This window comes from Nonomuraea angiospora (assembly GCF_014873145.1).
Classification (GTDB): domain Bacteria; phylum Actinomycetota; class Actinomycetes; order Streptosporangiales; family Streptosporangiaceae; genus Nonomuraea; species Nonomuraea angiospora.
Window position 1 is genome coordinate 2744653 of sequence record NZ_JADBEK010000001.1, and the last position, 19003, is coordinate 2763655.

The following is a 19003-nucleotide window of genomic DNA, read 5'->3' on the forward strand; positions in this document are numbered from 1 at the left end:
AAACCGATGGCCGCGCGGCGCGCGGCGCGCGACCATGCCTCCCATGGACGTCATCGCCGAAGCGGTCGAGCTGATCAGGAACGCCACCTGTCCTGGCGACCACGACCAGGCGTGGGAACTCGTGGGCAGGGCCATCGAGGATCGGGAGACCGCGGCCAGGCGGGGTTTCGCGCTGGCGCGGTCGCCCGATCCGGCCGAGCGCAAGATCGGCTGCGACCTGCTGGGCAGCGTGGCGCAGGTCGAGGAGTCCCTGCGGGAGCCGGTGCTGCTCGCGGTCCTGGGGCTGGTCGCGGCCGAGACCGATCATGCCGTGCACGCCTCGGTCGCGCGGGCGCTGGGCTGCACGGGCGACGAGCGGGCCGTGCCCGAGCTGCTGCGCCTGGCCGAGCACCCCGACGAGGACGTGCGCTTCTACGTCGCGTGGTCGCTGCCGCTGGGTCGCGCGGACGACGACGCGGTGATCGAGGCGCTGATCCGGCTGAGCGCCGACCCCGAGGACGAGGTGCGGGACTGGGCGACGTTCGCCCTGGGGACCCAGTGCCAGGCGGACGGCCGGGCGATCCGGGAGGCGCTGTGGGCCCGGGTCGGCGATCAGGACACCGAGGCGCGCGAGGAGGCGATCGCCGGGCTGGCCCGCCGCCGTGACCGCCGCGTCGTGCCGCCGGGTTGGCGATCAGTGCGGCCGTAGCGCGAAGGCGGCGCGCGGGTTGGCGATCAGCGCGGCCTTGGCCGCCTCGCCGAGCCCTTCCGCCTCCAGCCGCGGCACGAACCGCTCCAGCAGGTACGCCAGCCCCGGCCCACCACCCAGCCCCGGCCAGTACGACCGCCGCGCCAGGTCCATGCCGAACAGCAGCCGATGCTCCAGCCCGCGCCCGGCCAGCTCGGCGACGAGCGCGACGATCTCGCTGTCCGGCCCGTACTTGATCCGCCCGGGCCGGTCGAAGGCCAGGTACGCCCCCCTCTCCGCCAATGACGCGAGATATCCGGCGTCGGGATTGTGGTCGATGTGCCCGAGCACCACCCGATCGGCCCGCACGCCATGCGAGGCCAGCGCGTCCAGCAGCTCGTGCCCCATCGTGCCCTTGTCGCAGTGGGTGACGACCGGCACGCCGGTGCGCAGGGCGGCCGCGGCCACCGCGCCGATCAGCCGCTCCACCCCGCGCCCGAAAGCGTGGTACGACGTCGCGATCTTGATGGCCCCCGCCCGCGCCGGCGAGCGCCGCACCAGCGGCCCGACCAGCCCGTACTCGTCCATGCCCAGCTCGATCTCGGCCACCAGCAGCTCGGCGATCTCGCCGGGCGAGTAGTGGTGCAGCCAGTGGGCGTCGCTGTAGTAGGTGCTCTTGTGGAAGCCGGTCACCGCGATCACGTGCAGCCCGGTCCGCTCGGCCAGCGCCTTCATCAGCGACGGGCTTCGGCCGAACCCGAGCGGCGTCATCTCGACCACCGCGGACAGCCCGAGCCGCCGGGCCGCCGTCACCTCGGCGACGGCGGCCTCCAGGGAGTCGAGCCGGTAGTCGGGCTCGTTGCGGACGGGCCAGTCACCGGTCATGAAAAAGTGCTCATGCGCATAGGTGAGGCCGATCTCCTCGACGTCCCCCAGCACCGTGCGAACCGTCACAGGAGCGCTCCTTCCTCGCGGAGCCGGGCGCGAAGCAGCTCCACGTCCACCGCCGCGGGCTCCACCCCGGCCTGTACGGCCAGCGCCGCCGCCGTCCCGGCCGCCTGCCCCATCGCCATGCACTGCCCCATCGACCGGGCCGAGGCGTGCGCGTCGTGCGTGGCCGACAGGCACCGCCCCGCGACGATCAGCCCCTCGACCTCGGCCGGCAGCAGGCACCGGTACGGGATCCCGTAGGTCCCGTAGTCGTGCACGTACTCCCACCGGGTGGCCGCGCCGGCGGCGTGGTCCTCGATGGGGGCGCCGCACCGGGCGATCGTGTCGGGAAAATCCCTCCCGGCCAACACATCATCAGAAGTCAGGACATATCGTCCGACGAGCCGCCGGGACTCCCGCACCCCGATCCGCACGGACGTGCTCAGCAGCACCGCCGACTCGTACCCGGGCACCTTGGCCCGCAGGAAACGGACGTACTCCCGCACCTGCGCACGTCCCTCGCGTTCGGCACGCGACAGCTCGAACGGGTCGGTCGGGTCGAGCCCGCTCACTCTGGTCAGGTTGGTGTGCACGATCCCGTCGTTGACGGTCCTGTGCACGGAGCCCTCGCGCCTGGGCAGGTCGGCGTCGGCCATCAGCGCGTGCAGCTCGGCCGTGCCGGTGGCCGACAGGTCCACCCCGCCCAGCCGGAACGTGGCCGTCATCGGCTGCGACCGCATGCTCGGCCGCTCCAGCGTCGCCCCGGCCCGCCAGGCCACCTCGCCGTCGCCCGTCGCGTCCACGACCACCCGGGCCTTGACCAGGAACCGGCCGGCCACGGTCTCCACCTCGACCCCGGCCCCCGGCACGTACGCGCACACCCGCGCATGCAGCAGCACGCCCGCGCCGGAGGTGAGCTCGTCCCAGACGAGCTTGAGCTCCTCCGGCTCGTACGTGACGCCGGTGCCGGCCCCGTAGGTGTTGGGCCGCTCGAAGGCGGCTCCGGCGGAGAAGAGCCGTTCGCACACCTCCCAGCCGATCCCGCCGACGACCCGCCGCGAGACCGGGCCGGGGGCGTAGAAGCCGTAGAACGTGTCGAGCACGGCGACGCCGGTGCCGCCGAGGAAGCCGGCCGGCTCCACCAGCAGGCACGACGCGCCGGCGCGGACCGCCGCCACGGCCGCCGCGCACCCGGCGCTGCCGCCGCCGGCCACGACCACGTCGCCTTCCCACAGGACGTTCACCGCAGATGCCACCCTCCGTCGACGGGAATGACCGCGCCCGTGGTCCGCCCCGACGAGGGCGAGAGCAGCCAGAGCACGGCCTGCGCGACCTCCTCCGGCCGGCAGGGGCTCGCGCCGAGGGGCATCAGCGCGGGCATCCTGGCCTGGACGGCGGCGGACGTGCGGGCGCGGACGCTCATCGGCGTGGCCACCAGACCGGCCGAGACCAGGTTGACCCGCACCCCGCGCGGCGCGGCCTCGCGGGCGGCGGTCCTGATCAGCGGGATCAGCGCGCCCTTGGCCGAGGCGTAGGCCACGGTGCGGAAGTCGTCGTCGATCGACGTGCCGAGCGCCGAGCCGATCACCACGATCGACCCGCCCTCGGCCAGCGCGGGGATCGCCGCGCGCAGCAGCCGGAACACCGACTCGTGGTTGACCCGGTGCACCTCGCGCCAGGCCTCGTCGGTGCACTCGGCCACGCCGCCGTCGCCGAGCCGGCGTCCGGACATGCCGACCGCGTGCACGACGCCGGCCAGCCGCCCGTGCCGGGCCGTGGCCTGGGCCAGCGCCTTCTCGGCCCCGCCCGGCTCGGTGATGTCGATGCCGTCGCCCAGGTCCACGCCGTACGCGCTCGCGCCGGACGCCTCGACCGCCTCCACGCAGGCGCGGCCGATGCCGCCATCCGAGCCCGCCACCAGGACGGCGCTCATGGCTTCCTGAGCACGGCGGCGGCGCGGCGGGCGTGTTCGAGGTAGGCGGCCTCGAACAGCTCCTCGGAGCGGGGGCCGCCGACGAGCTTGGCGCTGGAGATGACCGGCGGCGTCCAGCCGCCCGCGACCAGCAGCTCGGCCGTGCGGACCTTGATCTCGTTGACCACGGAGACGGCCGCCAGCGTGCTGCCGGGACCGACCGGCTCGGCCAGCCCCTCGACCTGGCAGAGCGCGTCGCCGACCGGGGTGCGCAGGTCGACCACCACGTCGGCGTGGTCGGCCAGCCGGGTGCCGCTGGGGTGTCCGGGCTCGACGGCCATGGTCTCGTTCATCGAGGTCACGGCCACCACGGACAGGCCCGCCTTGCGCAGGCCCATGGCCATCTCGATGGGCACGGCGTTCAGCCCGCTGACGCTGAAGACGATGGCCGCGTCGCTCGGCCGCAGCTCGAAGTTGGCCAGGATGGCCTCGGCCAGCCCTTCGACGCGTTCGATGAACATGGCCTGGCGCATCCCGTTCGAGCCGGCCACCTGGGTGTAGAAGGTCGTGGACAGGTCGACGATGGGGTGGAAGCCGGGGTAGGAGCCGTAGCGGGGGAACATCTCCTCCACGCCTATCCGCGAATGTCCGGTTCCGAACGTGTGCACCACTCCTCCGCCGAGGATCGCCTCAGAGGCGATGCGAGCGGCTTCGGCAAGGGCGTCCTCCTGTGTCCGTTCGATCTCGCCGAGCAGCTCCATGGCGCGGCTTATCCACTTCATCAAGATCTCCTCCCGTAGAGTGCGGCGCCGATGGCCCCCGCCATCGGGCCGAGTACGGCGGGCAGCACCGTGACGTCTCCGATCAGCGGTCGTCTGCGCGCCAGTTCGTTGTGCAGGGTGGATCGCATGAGGTCGAGCGCGCCGGAGACGCCGCCGCCGACGACCACCGAGCCGACGCCGAGGAACGCGGCGGCGTCGCCCAGCGCCACGCCGAGCGCCCAGCCGGCCTGCTCGAACACCTGGGCCGCGCGCTCGTCCCCGGCCCTGGCCGCCTCGGCGACCTCCGCCGCCGCCGTGGCCTTGGCCGTCCCCGAGCGGAAGGCCCGCACGATGCCCGGCCCGGCGGCGAACGTCTCCACGCAGCCCCGGTTGCCGCAGCAGCAGACCGGCCCCCAGGGGGAGACGGTGACGTGGCCGATCTCACCGAGGTTGTCGCGCGGCCCGACGAGGACGGTCCCGCGCAGCGCCACGGCCCCGCCCACGCCGGTGCCGAGCACGGCGAACAGCACGTCGGCCAGGCCCCGGGCGGCGCCCAGCGCCAGCTCGGCGCGCGCGAACGCGCGGGCGTCGTTGACGACGGAGACGGGGACCCCGGTCAGCGCGCGCAGCCGGGCGCCCACGGGGTAGCCGTCCCAGTCACCCGGCGGATTCGGGACGAACAGGGCGGTCCCGGTGTCGCGGTCCACGTGGCCGGGGAGCCCGATCCCGATGGACCCGGCGTGCGGGGCCAGCGAGGCCGCGAGCCGCACCGTCTCGTCAGGGCCGGCCGGCGTGGGCACGGTGCCCGAGCCGGAGACCGCCTCCCCTTCCAGCGTCACCCATTTGGTGTACGTGCCGCCGACGTCGATCCCGAGCGCGGTCACGCCCCGACCTCCAGCACCCGGGAGGCGAAGCGGGCCCCGCCGCGCGGCCGCCGGAAGGGCTCGACGCCGAGCAGCCGCAGGTAGGCCAGCAGCGGCTGGGAGTGGCTGTGCAGGTTGGCGACCGGGTACGCCTGCATGGCTACGCCGACCTCGGCCAGGTCCCAGGTGCGCCCGGGGCGGCCGGTCTCGGGGGCCAGGTAGGCGTCGGGGCCCGACAGCGTGCCCTCCCAGACCTCCGGGTAGGCGGCCGTGTGCGCGGCCAGCGTCATCCGCCGCCACCAGTCCCAGGCCAGGTCGGGGAGGTGTTCGGCGGCGGCCCAGACGAGCGTCATGTTGATCGCGTACCAGATCGTGCCGACCCCGCCGGGGCCGTACGCGTCGCGGGCGGGCCAGCGCAGCCGGGCGCCCAAAGGGGAATCGGCGGCGGAAGTGCGCTCGATCGTGCGCAGCAGCTCCACGGCCCGCTCAGGCGGGGCGGCGCCGCACAGAACGGCCCAGGGCTGCACCTCCAGCCACAGATCGTCGTCGCCGACGACCGCTCCCGGGCCGTACGCGCGGCGGTACCAGCGCCCGTTCCACTCCCCCGCGACCAGGTCGCGCAGTTCCTCGCCCAGCTTGCGGGCCTCTGCGGCGGTCGCGGGGTCGCCGAGCCGCTCGGCCAGCGTCGCGTAGCGCGGCAGGACCCAGGCGGCCATGGCGGAGTTGAGGACGGACTCGCCCCGGTCGATCATCACCTCGCGTGGCACGCCGCTCTCGGTGATGGCCATGTCGTTCCAGTCGGCGTTGAGGATGCGGACGTGCCCGTGCTCGCCCCGTCCGACCACGTCGGCGAAGAACCTGAACTGCCTGCGCAGGTTCTCCAGCAGCGGCACGCCGGGGGTCTCGTGGACCGGGTGGTAGGGCACGTCCGCGTGGAAGGCGGCCTCGTCGCCCGTCGCGCTCAGGTATTCGGCGGCCAGCCACAGGGCCCACAGGTTCTGGTCCGACGGGCGGAACAGGTCGGTCCAGGGCCGCTTGTCCGGTCCGAGCGCGTACGGCAGGTCGCCGTCGGGCCCGCCCCACGCGCACGTGTTGCGCAGCACGGACAGCGCCAGGTCGGGCTCGATGTAGACGAGCGGAAGCGCGTGCTGGAGCGGGTCGCGGGCGGCGCCGTTGAAGCCGTGCCGGAAGGAGTAGCAGGATCCCTGGTCGAGGGTGTGTCCGCCGAGCACGCCGTCGGCGCAGGCCGCGCCGGTGAGCAGGGCGGCGTGCCAGGGGATCTCCCGCTCGGCCTCGGGCGCCCGCGCGGCGGACGCGCTCGGCAGCCGGTGGCGCAGGGCCGCCAGGCTCTCCTCGAACGTCGCGGCCTGGGAGGTGGAACCGGGTGCCGGACCTGAGGCGGCTGCCGGCGCGGGGTCGTCCAGCAGGCCGTAGCGGAGGTCCAGCACGCGTTCCTCGCCCGCACCCAGCTCCAGCGGGAGCGCGAGCCGCCCGGACCGCGTCCTGGCTCCGCCGATCAGCTCCAGCTCGAGCCCGGGGTCGTCGGCGTCGGCGGCGCCGGTGATGAGCTCGACCCGGGCCGCCCTGGCCGTCCACTCCTCGGTCGCCTCCAGCCGTACGGGCGCGTCGAGCAGGTTGCGCACCCGAAGCCGGATCAGCACCCACGGCTGCTCGCCCTCCGGGCAGAGGACCGTGCGTTCCAGGGCCACCCGCTCGTCGGCCACCCGGACGACGGCGAAGGTCGGCCCGAAGATCCGCTCAGATCCCGAAATATCGGTGGAAAGCTCGCCGATGCGGGTCACGCCGGTCCCCCGGGTGAGCCACAGCAGGCCGGTGTGCTCGTCGAACAGGTCGCTCAGCCCGTAGTTGTCCGACACCAGCGTGATCCGCCGGTTGCCCACGTGCGCGAAGTGCCGCCGCGTGGGCGGGTCCAGCACGGGGTCCCACTCGGCGCGCGGGTCCCGCTCCTGGTCCAGCGTGTACGCGAACGCGGGCAGCCCGTACGCCGTCGTCCACTCCCCGTACGAGCTCATTTGCGCACCCCTCCCAGGGTCAGCCCGGCGACGTAGTAGCGCTGCAGCAGGAACATCAGCGCCAGCGGCGGCACCGCCGTGATCAGCGCGGCGGTGCTCACCAGGCCGATGCTGAAGTCGTACTCGGTCTGGAGCTGCGACAGCCCCACCGGCAGCGGCCACAGCCCCGGGTCGTTGGCCACGATGAGCGGCCAGAGCAGGTTGTCCCACTGCGCGAGGAACTGCAGCAGGAAGAGCGTCAGCAGCGCGGGCCGCAGCAGGGGCACGCCGATGCGGGCGAAGATGCGCAGCTCGCTCGCCCCGTCCACCCGCGCGGACAGCAGCAGCTCGCGCGGCAGCGCCAGGGCGAACTGGCGGACAAGGAACACCCCGAAGGCGCTCATCATGAACGGCACGATCATGCCCTGGAAGGTGTCGATCCAGCCCAGCGCCTTGACGATGAGGTACATCGGCACGAGCACCACGACCGGCGACAGCGACAGCGTCCCCACGATCACCGCGAACAGCGCGCGGCTGCCGGGGAAGCGGAGCTGCGCGAGCGCGTAGCCGGCGGCGGCCGACAGGATGACCTCGAGGACCGCGATGCCGAGCGAGAGGATCAGGCTGTTGCGCAGGTAGAGCGGGAAGCCGCCCTGGCCGAACAGCTGCGCCACGTGCGCGCCCAGCTGGGAGGCGTCGAACGTCAGCCCGCCGAGGTCGCTCGCGTCCGAGGCCGAGGAGAGCGCGAACATCGCGTACACCGGCAGCAGCATGACGGCCACGACCAGCGTCAGGACGGTCCCGCGTAAGACCTTCACCCGTCATCGCCTCCCCGCAGCACGCGGAACTGCGCGACCGACAGCGCCAGCATGGCCACGAGCAGCACCATCGCGATGGCCGAGGCGTAGCCCATGCGCTCGAACGTGAAGCCGGTCGCCCACATGTAGAGCGGCAGCACCTCGGTCGCGCCCGCCGGGCCGCCCTTGGTCAGCAGGAAGGCCGGCACGAACGACTGCATCGCCCCGACCACCGCGATGACCAGCACGAACAGCAGCGTGCGGCGCAGCAGCGGCAGCGTGATGCGGAAGAAGATCCGCACCGGCCCCGCCCCGTCGAGCCCGGCGGCCTCGAAGACGCTCAGGGGCAGCCCCTGCAGGCCCGCGGTCAGGATGATCACGAACAGGCCGAGATGCTTCCACGTCGTCATGATCACCAGGGCCCAGAGCGCCAGGCCCTCGTCGGTCAGCCACGGCTTCGGCTCCGCGCCGGCCAGCCCGATCAGCGCGTTGGCCAGGCCGTCCTCGGCGAAGATCACCGACCAGGTCAGCGAGGTGGCCACCAGCGGCATCGCGGCCGGGATCATGACGAGGGCGCGGAGGAATGCGTTGTAGCGGCCCGGCTTGCTCAGCGGCACGGCGATCGCCAGGGCGAGCACGATCGACGGCACCACGGAGCCGGCGGTGTAGACGGCGGTGACCCTGGCCGAGTTCCAGAAGCCGGGGTCCTCCAGCATTCTGCGGTAGTTGTCCAGGCCCGTCCACTCGGGGGCGCCGGCGAGGTCGTAGCTGGTGAAGCTGAGGTAGACCGCCGACACGAACGGCACGACCCAGAAGAGCAGGAAGTACAGGGCGGCGGGCAGGGACAGCAGGGCGCCGGTGCGCGCCTCCGCCCAGCGCTGCCCCTGGCCCGAGACCCGCGCGACGCGAGGCGCGAGCGCCGGCGACAGCGTCATAGGGCGATCCGCATCGCCTGGTCGAAGTCCGCCGCGGCCTGCTCGGGCGTCTTCTTGCCGAACGCCACCGCGTCGCCGGCGTCGGTGAGCGCCTTGGCCATCTCGTTCCAGACGGGCGTCTGCGGGCCGAAGTCGGCGTGCGGGGCGGAGGCGGCCATGATGTCGACGGCCTTCTGGTCGGCCCCGGGCAGCTTCTCCCAGCCCTTGACCGGGGTGAGCAGGCTGGCGTCCCTGAGCTGCCGGGCGGCGACGTCCTCGCGCTGGAGGTAGTCGATGAAGTGCCAGGCGGTGTACTGGAGCTTGGACTTCTGGGCGACCGCCCAGCCCCAGGTGTAGGCGGGGGCGACCGGCCGGCCCGACTCCCAGCGGGGCATCGGCGCGATGTCGAAGCCCTTGCCGAAGGTCAGCCTGGGGTTGAGCGTCGGGAAGAGGTCCATCGCGAACAGCCCGGACACCAGCATGGCCGCCTCACCGGTGGCGAACAGCCCGAACCCGGACAGCGGGTTGGACAGCTTGGCGTTGCCCAGGCCGCCGTAGTAGCGCAGCGCCTCGATCCCGGCCTCCGAGGCGAGCGTGGCCTTGGTGGCGTCGGGGCTGAGAATCGTGCCGCCCTTGCCCTTGACCAGGGCGAGCAGCTGCATCAGCGTCCACTGCGGGTTGCCCAGGATCCACTGCAGGCCCACCTTCTTGCCGTCGGCCGAGGTCAGCCGCTTGCTGTACTCGGCGACCTCCTCCCAGGTGGTGGGCGGCTTGTCCGGATCGAGCCCGGCTTCTATGAACCTGTCCCTGCGGTAGTAGAGGTAGCAGATCGTGTAGTCGATGGGGACGCCGTACAGCTTGCCCTCGTACGACAGCGAGCCGATCGCGTGCTCGTCGTACGCCTGGACCAGCGCCTTCTCGTCGGCCACGCCCATGGCCCTGGGGATGATCGGGGCGAGCCGGCCCTTGCGGGCGTGGCCCGGGATCGTCCAGCCGCCGATCTTGACCAGGTCGGGCGGGACGTCGCCGGCGAACGCGGTCAGCAGCTTGGCGTCGAGCTTGTCGACCGGCACGTACAAGGGGGTGATGTCGACGCCGCCGAACTCCTGCATGTAGCTGCGCAGCAGCGGGTTGAAGACCTTGTCGTACGCCTTGGTCTGGTGCAGCCAGACGGACAGTTTTCCGCGCGGCACCCCGTCGGCGGGGACCGTGGCGGCCGGTTCGGAGCCGCAGGCGGCGAGCAGGCCGGACGCCGTCGCGAGGGTGGCGGTTCTGAGCAGGGCACGGCGGGTCAACCTGGTCATGCTCGACCTCCCGGTATGGGGGTTTTACTGGCCCATGAGTGCGTTGTTGGGGTCGTTGAGCTCCACGGAGAACACGGTGAGATCGCCGCGGGCGTGGCGGATGGTGTATTCGAGGGCGATCCCGCTCTCGGTGCAGGTGCTGCGGGCGGTGGCCAGCAGGGCCGCGGCCATGGGCACGCGCAGCAGCTCGGCGAGCCGGTAGTCGGCGTTGACCGCGCCGATCGTCTCCCGGCCGCTCGCGGGGGTGAGGCCGTACTTGGTGCGCAGCAGGTCGTAGAGGGAGCCGGTGAGGTCCTCGTCGAGGATGCCGGGGACCAGCTCTACGGGCAGGTGGGCGCTCTCCAGCATGCAGGGCACGCCGTCGAGCAGGCGCAGCCGCTCGACGAAGACGATCTCCTGGTCCTCCCGCACGCCGAGCGCGGCGGCGGCGTCGGAGCCGGCCGGCTGGAGGTGGGCCTTGAGCAGCCGCGTCGCGGGCTTGCGGCCCAGCCGCGCCATCGTCTCGGTGAACCCGACCGGCCGCGAGCCCAGCTCGGGGGCCACGGCCTGCGGGGCGGTGTAGGTGCCGCTCCCCTGCCTGGCCACCAGCAGCCCTTCCTGGACCAGGTCGCCGATCGCCCGCCGGGCGGTCGCCCTGCTCACGCCCGCGTAGACCATCAGGTCCTTCTCCGCGGGGATCATCGTGTCGGGCTCGCAGTCGCGGATCACCGCCCGCAGGCGCTCGCGCAGCTGGTAGTAGAGCGGCACCGCGGCTGACGGGTCGAGCGCCAGCCTGCGTTCCCAGTCGGTCATGACGTCCCCGCCTCAGTTGTACGGACGACCGTATCTTTTCTGCTCACCGGGGCGGGTGTCAACCATGTGAGGTACGAGCCGCTCGCCGGGCGTGAAATGCGCCGGACGCACACCTCAGGCCCACTACGCTCCTTGGAAGGGCGTTTCGTGGGGGCGGAGGGATGAGTGACGGTCAACGGGGCGGTAAACCAGCAGGCGGCCACAGCGGCTGACACGGCGGCACCCACGGCGGGTGAGGCGGTCGGGCGGGTGCTCGGCACCCAGGCGGCCTCGCCGCTGTCGTTCTGGGTCGGCCTGGAGCCGGGCAAGGTCGTCCAGCTCGACGACGTGGTGGTGACCAGGCGCGAGGTGCCCGGCCACGGCACCGTGCTGGTGGCGGGCGTGGTGACGACCGTGGAGGCCAGGCACGAGGGGGCCGCGTACGACTCCGACGTCTTCCTGATCGCCGACGGCGCGCTGCCGGCCGCCGTCGTCGAGGTGGCGGAGGTGCGGGTGACGCGGGTCGAGCCGGAGGTGTTCGTGCCGCCGCTGCCCGGCTCCAAGGTCTTCCTGGCCAGCTCGGGCGACCGCGACCAGGCCCTCTACTTCGACGTGATGGACCGCCGGATCCCCCTGGGCATGGGCCGCGACGGCCAGCCGCTCTACGTCAACTTCGACTTCCTCGACGGCACCCGCGGCGCCCACGTGTCGATCTCCGGCGTCTCCGGCGTGGCCACCAAGACCTCCTTCGCGACCTTCCTGCTCTACTCGATCTTCAACTCGGGCGTGCTGGAGGGAGAGGCCGCCAACACCAAGGCGCTGATCTTCTCCGTCAAGGGAGAGGACCTGCTCTTCCTCGACCACGACAACGTGCGGCTCGACGATCGCGCCAGAGGCGTCTACGCCCGGCTGGGGCTGCCCGCCAGGGCGTTCGGCAGCGTCCACGTCTTCGCCCCGCCCCGGCCGAACGACCCCAACGGCGTGCCGCACGTCTCCGCGCGCACGCAGGGGGTGAGCTCCTTCTACTGGACGCTGGTCGAGTTCTGCCAGGAGGAGCTGCTGCGCTTCGTGTTCGCCGACTCCGACGACGAGCGGGCCGGCTACTCCCTGCTGGTCGGCCAGGTCGCCGCCCGGCTGAAGGCGTGGGCCGAGCCGGTGGGCGACGGGGGGGCGGTCATGGTGCGGGGCACCTCCTGCCGTACGTTCACCGACCTCGTCGAGCTGCTGTCCGACCAGCTCCAGGACGAGGGCACGCGCGGCGAGTGGACCGGCGCGCAGACGCCGCTCGGCACCGTCAACGCCTTCCTGCGCAGGCTCCGCAGCGCCGTGCGCCCGCTGTCCCCGATCGTCCGGGGCGACCTGCCGTTCTACCGCAACCACTCGGTCCGCACCTCCGACGCCCAGGTGTCGATCGTGGACCTGCACAACCTGCCGGAGCGGGCGCAGCGGTTCGTGGTCGGCGTGGTGCTGCGCGGCGAGTTCCACCGCAAGGAGTCCTCGGGCACGGCCCGGCCGCTGCTGTTCGTGGTGCTGGACGAGCTCAACAAGTACGCCCCGCGCGAGGGCGACTCCCCGATCAAGGAGATCCTGCTGGACGTGGCCGAGCGGGGCCGCTCGCTGGGCGTCATCCTCATCGGCGCCCAGCAGACCGCCTCGGAGGTGGAGCGGCGCATCGTCTCCAACAGCGCCGTACGCGTCGCCGGCCGCCTCGACCCGGCCGAGGCCGCCCGGTCCGAGTACGGCTGGCTGCCCCCGGCCGTCAGGGAGCGCGCCACGATCGCCAAGCCCGGCACCATGTTCGTCGCCCAGCCGGAGATCCCGGTCCCGCTGGCCGTCGCCTTCCCCTTCCCGGCCTGGGCGACCCGGCCGGCCGAGGCCGCGACCGAGCCGGCGAAGGTCTCGGCCGATCCGTTCCAGGGCCTGCCCGGCGTCGAAGACGACATCCCGCCCTTCTGACCACAGGTGGTTTCGTGAAGATCCTGCACACCGCGGACTGGCACGTGGGCAAGGTGCTCAAGGGCCGCCCCCGCTTCGACGAGCACCGTGACGTGCTGCGCGAGCTGGTCGCCGCCGCCCGCACCCACGACGTCGACGCCGTCATCGTGGCCGGCGACCTGTTCGACACCTCGGCGCCCACGCCCGAGGCCCAGTCATTGGTGCTCAACGCGCTCCTGGCGCTGCGCGGCGACGGCAGGGACGTGATCGTGCTGGCCGGCAACCACGACAACCCGCAGCTGCTGGAGGTCTACCGGCCGGTGCTCGGCAAGCTGGGCCTGCACGTCATCGGCTCGTTCCGGCGCCCGGACGCGGGCGGCACGCTGGCCTTCACGGCGCGCTCGGGCGAGCCGGTGCGGCTGGCGGTGCTGCCGTTCCTGTCGCACCGCTACGTCGTACGCGCCGCCGAGGTCCTCACCGGCACCGCCGCCGACCACAACCGCGACTACGCCGCCCGCATCGGCGAGCTGATCGGCGCGCTCACCGCCGGCTTCCACGCCGACACCGTCAACCTGGTCACCACCCACGGCACCCTGCCCGGCGGGGCGTTCGGCGGCGGCGAGCGGGAGGCGCAGTCGATCTTCTCCTACTACTTCGAGCCGACCGCGTTCCCGGCCGCCACCCAGTACGCCGCCCTCGGCCACCTGCACCGCCGCCAGCAGATCCCCGGCCCGTGCCCGATCTGGTACAGCGGCTCGCCGCTGGCCGTCGACTTCGGCGAGGAGGGCAACACCCCGGGCGCGCTGCTGGTCGAGGTCACTCCGGGCAAGCCCGCCGTGGTGCGGGAGCTGGCGTTCGCCTCCGCGCGGCGGCTGCGCACCGTGCGCGGCACGCTGGAGCAGCTGGAGGCCATCGAGCCGGGCGACGACTGGCTCAAGGTGATCGTGGAGGAGAAACCCCGGGTGGGCCTGGCCGACGACGTGCGCGGCCTGCTCAACGGCGCCGTGGACGTGGTCCTGGACGAGCGGTTCCGGCCGGTGCCCGCCACCCGCCGCACCGGCTCGGCCGATCGCAGCCCGCGCGAGCTGTTCCGCGAATACCTGACCGCCACCGGCCGCCACGACGAGCAGGTGGCCACGCTGTTCGACCGGCTCTACGACGAGGTGACCGGCTGATGCGACCTCTCCTGCTGCACCTGGACCACTTCGGCAGCTTCCGCGAGCCGGTGACCGTCGACTTCTCCGACACCGAATACTTCGCGCTCGTGGGCCCGACCGGCGCCGGCAAGAGCACGATCATCGACGCGATCTGCTTCGCCCTGTACGGCACGGTGCCGCGCTGGGGCAGGGAGAATTCCATCGCCCACGCCCTGGCCCCGTCCGTCGCGGCCGGCAAGGTGGCGATGGTGTTCGACAGCGACGGGCGGCGCTTCGGCGTGGCCCGGTCGATGGTGCGCGACGCCAAGGGCGCGGTGCGCACCAAGGAGGCCAGGCTCGACGAGCTCGACCCGGCCGCGCCGCTCGAGCAGGCGTTCGACGCTGTGGTCAAGCCGCTCGCCGAGGGCGAGAACGTCACCCCGGAGGCGCAGCGGGTGACCGGCCTGGAGTACCGGTTCTTCACCCAGTGCGTGGTGCTGCCGCAGGGCCGCTTCGCGGAGTTCCTGCACGCGGCGCCGCGCGAGCGGCAGGACCTGCTGGTGCAGCTGCTCGACGCCGACGTCTACGAGCGGATCAGGCAGAGCGCCGCCCGCGAGGAGGAGGCCGCCAAGCAGGCCGCCTCCTTCGCCCGCGACCAGCTCACCAAGCTGTCCGGCGCGACCGCGGAGGCCGAGCGGGAACTGGCGGAGCGGCTGGAGGCGCTGCGGCGGCTGGCCGAGACCATCGGCGCCGACCTCGACCTGCTGCGGGCCCGCGAGGCCGACATCCGCCGGGCCGAGCAGGAGCTGGCCGCCATGGCCGAGCGCCGGTCGCTGCTGGCGTCGCTGCGCATGCCCGCCGCCGTGCCCACGCTGGCCTCGGCCCGCCGCGCCGCCGCCGAGGCGGTCGAGGCGCTGACGGCCGAGGTGGCCACGCTGGAGGCCGACGACCACGAGGCGTACGAGGCGCTGGCCGCGCTGGGCGACCGGGGCGCGCCACGGGCGGCGCTGGCCGCGCTGGACGCCCGCGAGCGCCTGGCCGCCGACGCCGCCCGCGCCAGGGCCGAGGCCGCGACGGCCGCCGCGTCGCTGCGGGACCTGGCCGGCGCGCGGGAAGCGGCCGAGGAGGCGCTGGCCGCCGCCGAGGCCCAGCGGGAGCGCCTGCGCGACGCCCACGCCGCCGCCCACCTGGTCCCGCGGCTGGCCGTGGGCGAGCCGTGCCCGGTCTGCCGGCACCCCGTCTCCGAGCTGCCCCGGCACGAGCCGCCCGCCGACATCCGCGCCGCCGACCGCGTCCTCGCGGGCACCCGCGAACGGGCCGAGCGCGCCAGGGCCGCCCACGCCCGGGCCGAGACCTCGGCCTCGATGCTCACCGCGCAGGCCGCGCGGGCGGAGTCCGAGCTGGCCGCGCTGCCCGCCCCCGGGGACCGGGCCGAGCTCGAAGGCCGGCTGGCCGCGATCGCCAAGGCCGACGAGCTGGCCACTCAGGCACGCAGGGCGCTGCGCGCCGCCCGCGGGAAGCTGGACGAGGCTCGGACCGGCGCCGAGCGCACCGAGCGGCAGGCCGAGAGCGCCTGGCGGGAGCTGGAGGCGGCCCGCGACCGGCTGCTCGTCTCCGGGCAGCAGGAGGACCCGCCGCCGCTCCTCGACCGGCGCGACCTGCATCAGGCGTGGACCGAGCTGCTCGGCTGGCGCGACCGGGCCGCGCAGGCCGCCCGCGCCGAGCTGGCCGAGCGCGAGGAGCAGCTCGGCCAGGCCCGCGCCCGGCTCGACGCCGACCGCCGCCGGCTGACCGAGCGGCTGGCCCAGCACGGCGTGGTCGCCCCGCGCGACGCCTCGCCCGACCAGCTCGGCGCCGCCGTCGCCGGGACCGTCGCCCGCGCCGAGAGCGCCCTCGAACGCCTCAAGGAGGAGCGCAAGCGCGCCGCAGACCTCGAGCTCCAGATCTCCCAGAAGGAGCACGAGGCGAAGGTCGCCCACGAGCTCGCCCTGCGCCTGCGGGCCAACGCCTTCGAGCGCTGGCTGTGCGCCGAGGCCCTGGCCGTGCTGGTCGCCTCGGCCTCCGACACGCTGCGCGAGCTGTCCGACGGCCAGTACGAGCTGGCCCTCGGCGACAAGACCGGCGACATCGAGGTGATCGACTACGGCGAGGCCGGCCTGCGCCGCAGCGCCCGCACCCTGTCCGGCGGCGAGACCTTCCAGGCCGCCCTGGCCCTGGCCCTGGCGCTGTCCGGGGCCGTCGCCCGGGGCCTGGACTCGATCTTCCTGGACGAGGGGTTCGGCACGCTCGACCCGGCCACGCTCGACACCGTGGCCACCACCCTCGAACGCCTGGCCGCCGGCCAGGACCGCCTGATCGGCGTCGTCACGCACGTGCCCGCGCTGGCCGAGCGCGTGCCGGTGCGCTTCGAGGTCAGGCGCGACGGCAAGGGCTCCCACGTGCGGAAGGCGGCCATCGCTCCATGACGGGATTCACCGTCGACCCGTGGGACCCCGGCTACGCCGCCGCCCTCGCCGTCGAGAACCTCTCCGAGATGGGCGCCACCAGCGCCGAGCTGGTCATCGACATCGAGCGGCCGGCCGCCGACTGGAAACCCGTCACGCCCGGGCCCGACGCCTCCCCGCCCGGGACGCTGCTGGTGGCCGACGGGGTCCGCAGGATCGACGCCCGCGTGTGGGTCGACGATCCCGACGCGCCCATGCCCGTCCCGGGGATCGCGGCGTCGTACGCGGCCGGGATCGTCCGCTGCGGCCCGGACGGCGCCGACCTGGCGGAGATCCAGGTCAACCGGTCGCTGATCTCCGCATCGCCGCACGCGCCCGAGGTCAAGACCACGCATGCCACGTACCAGCCGAGCAAGGCCGCCGACGCGAGCTTCGAGGAGCTGTCGCTGGCGCTGCAGCGGCTGGTCACCCAGCTGGAGGTGGACCTGGCGGTGCGGCACCGCAACCGCGGCGACGACCTGCTGCTGGTGGACGGGCCGCTGCGGGGGCGCACGCACCTGCCGCGCACGATCGGCTACATCAAGACCCACCACACCGCCTACCTGCCGCCGCCGCAGTCCGCGGTGGTCGCCGCGCTCGCGCCCGGCCAGCGCACGCCCGTGTTCCTGATGGGCACGAGCTGGCGGCGGCACGCCTGGTACCTGCGGCTTCCCGTCCAGTCGGCCGCGCCGTGGGCGGGCGTGGCGCGCTGCGAGGCCAGCGCCGACCTGGATCCGGCCCAGGTCGTACGGCTGGCCGACGCGGTCACCCTCGCCCTGCCGCCGCTGGCCGGCGTGGACTACAAGGACCCGCGCGCGCCGCAGAACCTGGTCCCGATCGGCGGCCTGGAGAAGCTCCTGCGCCACCACCTGGGCGACAGCCGCCTGCTCTACCGCGCGCTGCGCACGGCGGCGGCCGGTTAGCCACGCGCTCTGGAACGGGGCCGTCACGAAAGGCTTCGCTAGCCGTCAGGGAGGGAATGTCAGCGGCCCTCACCGGCGGGCGCCTGCCTAGCGTGGGCGCATGGGTGACTGGTGGGCGGCCTTCAGGCGATCGCCGTACTTTCCCGCGTCCGTCCTGACGCTGATCCTCTCGGCGGGGGCGGGGCTGTTCGCCGGGTCGTACACGTACGCGATGGCCTCGCCGACCCCGCACCACATGCCCGTGGCGGTCGTCGGCGTCAACGTCCAGACCGTACGTGCGAAGGCCTTCGTCACCGGCCTGGAGAAGTCGCTGGAGTCCTCGCTCGTCCTGCGCTTCCAGCGGACGTACGCCGACGCCGTAAGGGCCATCGAGGAGCAGCGGGTCTTCGCCATCTTCGTGGTGCGCGGGGACGACGTCGAGATGGACGTCTCGAGCGCCTCGGGCGCGTCGGTGGCGCTGCTGCTCGTCGAGCAGGCCCCGCGCGTCGCCGCCCGGGTGGGGGTGCGCCTCACGACGAGGGACATCAAGCCGCTCCAGCGGGCCGACCCGCGCGGCCTGGCGATCTTCTACATCACGCTCGCCGCCGTGATCGTCGGCTTCACCGGGGCGGCCCAGCTCAGCGCCCACGCCCCCCAGCTCAACCCCGGCGAGCGGATCGCCTTCACCGCCGCCTACGCCGCGTTGGGGGCGTTCGCCATCGTGGCGGTCGTGGACTGGCTGCTGGGCGCGCTGAAGCTGCCGGTCCTGGAGTCGTGGTCGATCCTGGCGCTGACCACGTTCACGACGGGGATGGTGTTCACCATGTTCAACACCTTCCTCGGGCGCTGGGCGATGCTTCCCACCTGGGGGCTGATGGTGCTGCTGGGCAACCCGTCCTCCGGCGGGGCGGTGTCGTGGCCGCTGCTGCCCTCGCCGCTCGGCGTCATCGGCCGCTGGTTGCCACCGGGGGCGTCGGTCAACGCCCAGCACACCGCCGTCTACTTCCCCGGCCACCAGAGCGCGATGCCGTTCCTGGTGCTGGGGGCGTGGTCGCTGGTGTCCTGCGTCGTCTTCCTGATCTGGCGCAAACGCCACCCGGGCGGCCGCACCGACGCCCCCGCATGAGGCGCGAACGTCGCCCCGGCGCCCTCTTATGAGCGGTCAGCCGCGTGGGGCGCGGCGGTCGCGGCGGCGTTCGAGCTCGTCCTCATCGACCAGGGTGAGCATCGGCTCGCCCGGGGCGCACAGCATCACGACGACGAAACGGCTCCACGTGTCGTGGAGGTTGTTGGCCGCCTGGTAGTGGATGACGTCACCGCCCGGCTCCCAGAAGGCCTCGCCCGCGCGGATGACCCGCTCGGGCTCGCCCTCGAGCTCGAAGATCATTTCTCCTTCGAGCATGTAGCCGAAGACGGGGCCGGCGTGGCGGTGCGGCGGGGTGCCCGGGTCCCCCGGCGGCAGCTCGATCAGGGCGGTCATCGAGCAGGCCCCCTCGGGGACCGTGGGGTGCTGTTCCTGAAGGAGCGTCAGGACGGTGTTCGATCGCGGAGAACTCTGCATGCCCAGCACGCTATGGCGCTTCCGGCCCTCTGAGAGGGCCAGTTATGGCCCGGCC

General features: G+C 73.5%; 17 protein-coding genes. 6 read left to right on the plus strand and 11 right to left on the minus strand.

Translation table 11 applies throughout. From position 1 onward, the window contains the following. The first annotated feature begins 43 nt into the window (after nt 1–43). Nucleotides 44–688 (plus strand): HEAT repeat domain-containing protein, encoded by a 645-nt coding sequence (locus H4W80_RS12570; RefSeq protein ID WP_192785257.1) that lies wholly within the window; start codon nt 44–46, stop codon nt 686–688. On the opposite strand, the gene H4W80_RS12575 is transcribed toward H4W80_RS12570, so the two are convergent. From H4W80_RS12575 to H4W80_RS12620, 10 genes are read right to left on the minus strand one after another with little or no spacing between them, the layout of a single operon-like run. After that, complete coding sequence (locus tag H4W80_RS12575) at nt 674–1621, minus strand: phosphotriesterase family protein (RefSeq protein WP_192785258.1); 948 nt, start codon at nt 1619–1621, stop codon at nt 674–676. The two genes, H4W80_RS12570 and H4W80_RS12575, sit on opposite strands and share 15 nt — an antisense overlap. Further along, on the minus strand, nt 1618–2841 hold the full coding sequence (locus H4W80_RS12580; protein WP_192785259.1) for an FAD-dependent oxidoreductase: 1224 nt from the start codon (nt 2839–2841) through the stop codon (nt 1618–1620). The genes H4W80_RS12575 and H4W80_RS12580 overlap by 4 nt, the downstream gene beginning before the upstream one ends. Next, on the minus strand, nt 2838–3530 hold the full coding sequence (locus H4W80_RS12585) for an SDR family oxidoreductase (protein ID WP_192785260.1): 693 nt from the start codon (nt 3528–3530) through the stop codon (nt 2838–2840). Before H4W80_RS12585 ends, H4W80_RS12580 begins: the two co-directional genes overlap by 4 nt. Next, nucleotides 3527–4291: a sugar isomerase domain-containing protein gene (locus H4W80_RS12590; RefSeq protein WP_192785261.1), complete on the minus strand. Its 765-nt coding sequence runs from the start codon at nt 4289–4291 to the stop codon at nt 3527–3529. Before H4W80_RS12590 ends, H4W80_RS12585 begins: the two co-directional genes overlap by 4 nt. After that, nucleotides 4291–5154 carry an ROK family protein gene (locus tag H4W80_RS12595; protein WP_192785262.1) on the minus strand — a complete coding sequence of 288 codons (864 nt, stop codon included), beginning with the start codon at nt 5152–5154 and terminating at the stop codon, nt 4291–4293. Before H4W80_RS12595 ends, H4W80_RS12590 begins: the two co-directional genes overlap by 1 nt. Next, nucleotides 5151–7166, minus strand: a complete 2016-nt coding sequence (locus H4W80_RS12600) for a GH36-type glycosyl hydrolase domain-containing protein (RefSeq protein WP_192785263.1) — start codon at nt 7164–7166, stop codon at nt 5151–5153. Before H4W80_RS12600 ends, H4W80_RS12595 begins: the two co-directional genes overlap by 4 nt. Beyond that, nucleotides 7163–7963 carry a carbohydrate ABC transporter permease gene (locus tag H4W80_RS12605; RefSeq protein ID WP_192785264.1) on the minus strand — a complete coding sequence of 267 codons (801 nt, stop codon included), beginning with the start codon at nt 7961–7963 and terminating at the stop codon, nt 7163–7165. The genes H4W80_RS12600 and H4W80_RS12605 overlap by 4 nt, the downstream gene beginning before the upstream one ends. Next, complete coding sequence (locus H4W80_RS12610) at nt 7960–8877, minus strand: carbohydrate ABC transporter permease (RefSeq protein ID WP_192785265.1); 918 nt, start codon at nt 8875–8877, stop codon at nt 7960–7962. The genes H4W80_RS12605 and H4W80_RS12610 overlap by 4 nt, the downstream gene beginning before the upstream one ends. Beyond that, the gene (locus tag H4W80_RS12615; protein WP_192785266.1) at nt 8874–10160 is read right to left on the minus strand and encodes an ABC transporter substrate-binding protein; all 1287 of its coding nucleotides are present in this window, start codon (nt 10158–10160) and stop codon (nt 8874–8876) included. Before H4W80_RS12615 ends, H4W80_RS12610 begins: the two co-directional genes overlap by 4 nt. 24 nt (nt 10161–10184) lie before the next feature. After that, nucleotides 10185–10952 (minus strand): GntR family transcriptional regulator, encoded by a 768-nt coding sequence (locus H4W80_RS12620; RefSeq protein WP_192785267.1) that lies wholly within the window; start codon nt 10950–10952, stop codon nt 10185–10187. A 165-nt stretch (nt 10953–11117) separates the two neighbouring features. Here H4W80_RS12620 and H4W80_RS12625 point away from each other — a divergent pair, with 165 nt between their 5' ends. From H4W80_RS12625 to H4W80_RS12645, 5 genes are all read left to right on the plus strand, one after another. After that, on the plus strand, nt 11118–12887 hold the full coding sequence (locus H4W80_RS12625; protein WP_318786835.1) for an ATP-binding protein: 1770 nt from the start codon (nt 11118–11120) through the stop codon (nt 12885–12887). Between the two features lie 14 nt (nt 12888–12901). Next, nucleotides 12902–14041 carry an exonuclease SbcCD subunit D gene (locus H4W80_RS12630; RefSeq protein WP_192785268.1) on the plus strand — a complete coding sequence of 380 codons (1140 nt, stop codon included), beginning with the start codon at nt 12902–12904 and terminating at the stop codon, nt 14039–14041. Continuing rightward, nucleotides 14041–16467, plus strand: a complete 2427-nt coding sequence (locus H4W80_RS12635; protein ID WP_192785269.1) for an AAA family ATPase — start codon at nt 14041–14043, stop codon at nt 16465–16467. Before H4W80_RS12630 ends, H4W80_RS12635 begins: the two co-directional genes overlap by 1 nt. Beyond that, nucleotides 16464–17408, plus strand: a complete 945-nt coding sequence (locus H4W80_RS12640) for a hypothetical protein (protein ID WP_192785270.1) — start codon at nt 16464–16466, stop codon at nt 17406–17408. The genes H4W80_RS12635 and H4W80_RS12640 overlap by 4 nt, the downstream gene beginning before the upstream one ends. Nucleotides 17409–17508: 100 nt before the next feature. After that, nucleotides 17509–18513, plus strand: coding sequence for an ABC-2 transporter permease (locus tag H4W80_RS12645; RefSeq protein ID WP_192785271.1), 1005 nt, complete (start codon nt 17509–17511; stop codon nt 18511–18513). Between the two features lie 36 nt (nt 18514–18549). Here the strand turns inward: H4W80_RS12645 and H4W80_RS12650 are convergent, their stop codons facing one another. Further along, nucleotides 18550–18948: a cupin domain-containing protein gene (locus tag H4W80_RS12650; protein ID WP_192785272.1), complete on the minus strand. Its 399-nt coding sequence runs from the start codon at nt 18946–18948 to the stop codon at nt 18550–18552. Between the last annotated feature and the right edge of the window lie 55 nt (nt 18949–19003).

Excerpts from the sequence above, each read along its gene's own strand:
- H4W80_RS12570 (WP_192785257.1), top strand. The coding sequence starts at position 44 with ATGGACGTCATCGCCGAAGCGGTCGAGCTGATCAGGAACGCCACCTGT.
- H4W80_RS12585 (WP_192785260.1), bottom strand. The coding sequence starts at position 3,530 with ATGAGCGCCGTCCTGGTGGCGGGCTCGGATGGCGGCATCGGCCGCGCC.
- H4W80_RS12590 (WP_192785261.1), bottom strand. The coding sequence starts at position 4,291 with ATGAAGTGGATAAGCCGCGCCATGGAGCTGCTCGGCGAGATCGAACGG.
- H4W80_RS12600 (WP_192785263.1), bottom strand. The coding sequence starts at position 7,166 with ATGAGCTCGTACGGGGAGTGGACGACGGCGTACGGGCTGCCCGCGTTC.
- H4W80_RS12610 (WP_192785265.1), bottom strand. The coding sequence starts at position 8,877 with ATGACGCTGTCGCCGGCGCTCGCGCCTCGCGTCGCGCGGGTCTCGGGC.
- H4W80_RS12615 (WP_192785266.1), bottom strand. The coding sequence starts at position 10,160 with ATGACCAGGTTGACCCGCCGTGCCCTGCTCAGAACCGCCACCCTCGCG.
- H4W80_RS12620 (WP_192785267.1), bottom strand. The coding sequence starts at position 10,952 with ATGACCGACTGGGAACGCAGGCTGGCGCTCGACCCGTCAGCCGCGGTG.
- H4W80_RS12635 (WP_192785269.1), top strand. The coding sequence starts at position 14,041 with ATGCGACCTCTCCTGCTGCACCTGGACCACTTCGGCAGCTTCCGCGAG.
- H4W80_RS12640 (WP_192785270.1), top strand. The coding sequence starts at position 16,464 with ATGACGGGATTCACCGTCGACCCGTGGGACCCCGGCTACGCCGCCGCC.
- H4W80_RS12645 (WP_192785271.1), top strand. The coding sequence starts at position 17,509 with ATGGGTGACTGGTGGGCGGCCTTCAGGCGATCGCCGTACTTTCCCGCG.
- H4W80_RS12650 (WP_192785272.1), bottom strand. The coding sequence starts at position 18,948 with ATGCAGAGTTCTCCGCGATCGAACACCGTCCTGACGCTCCTTCAGGAA.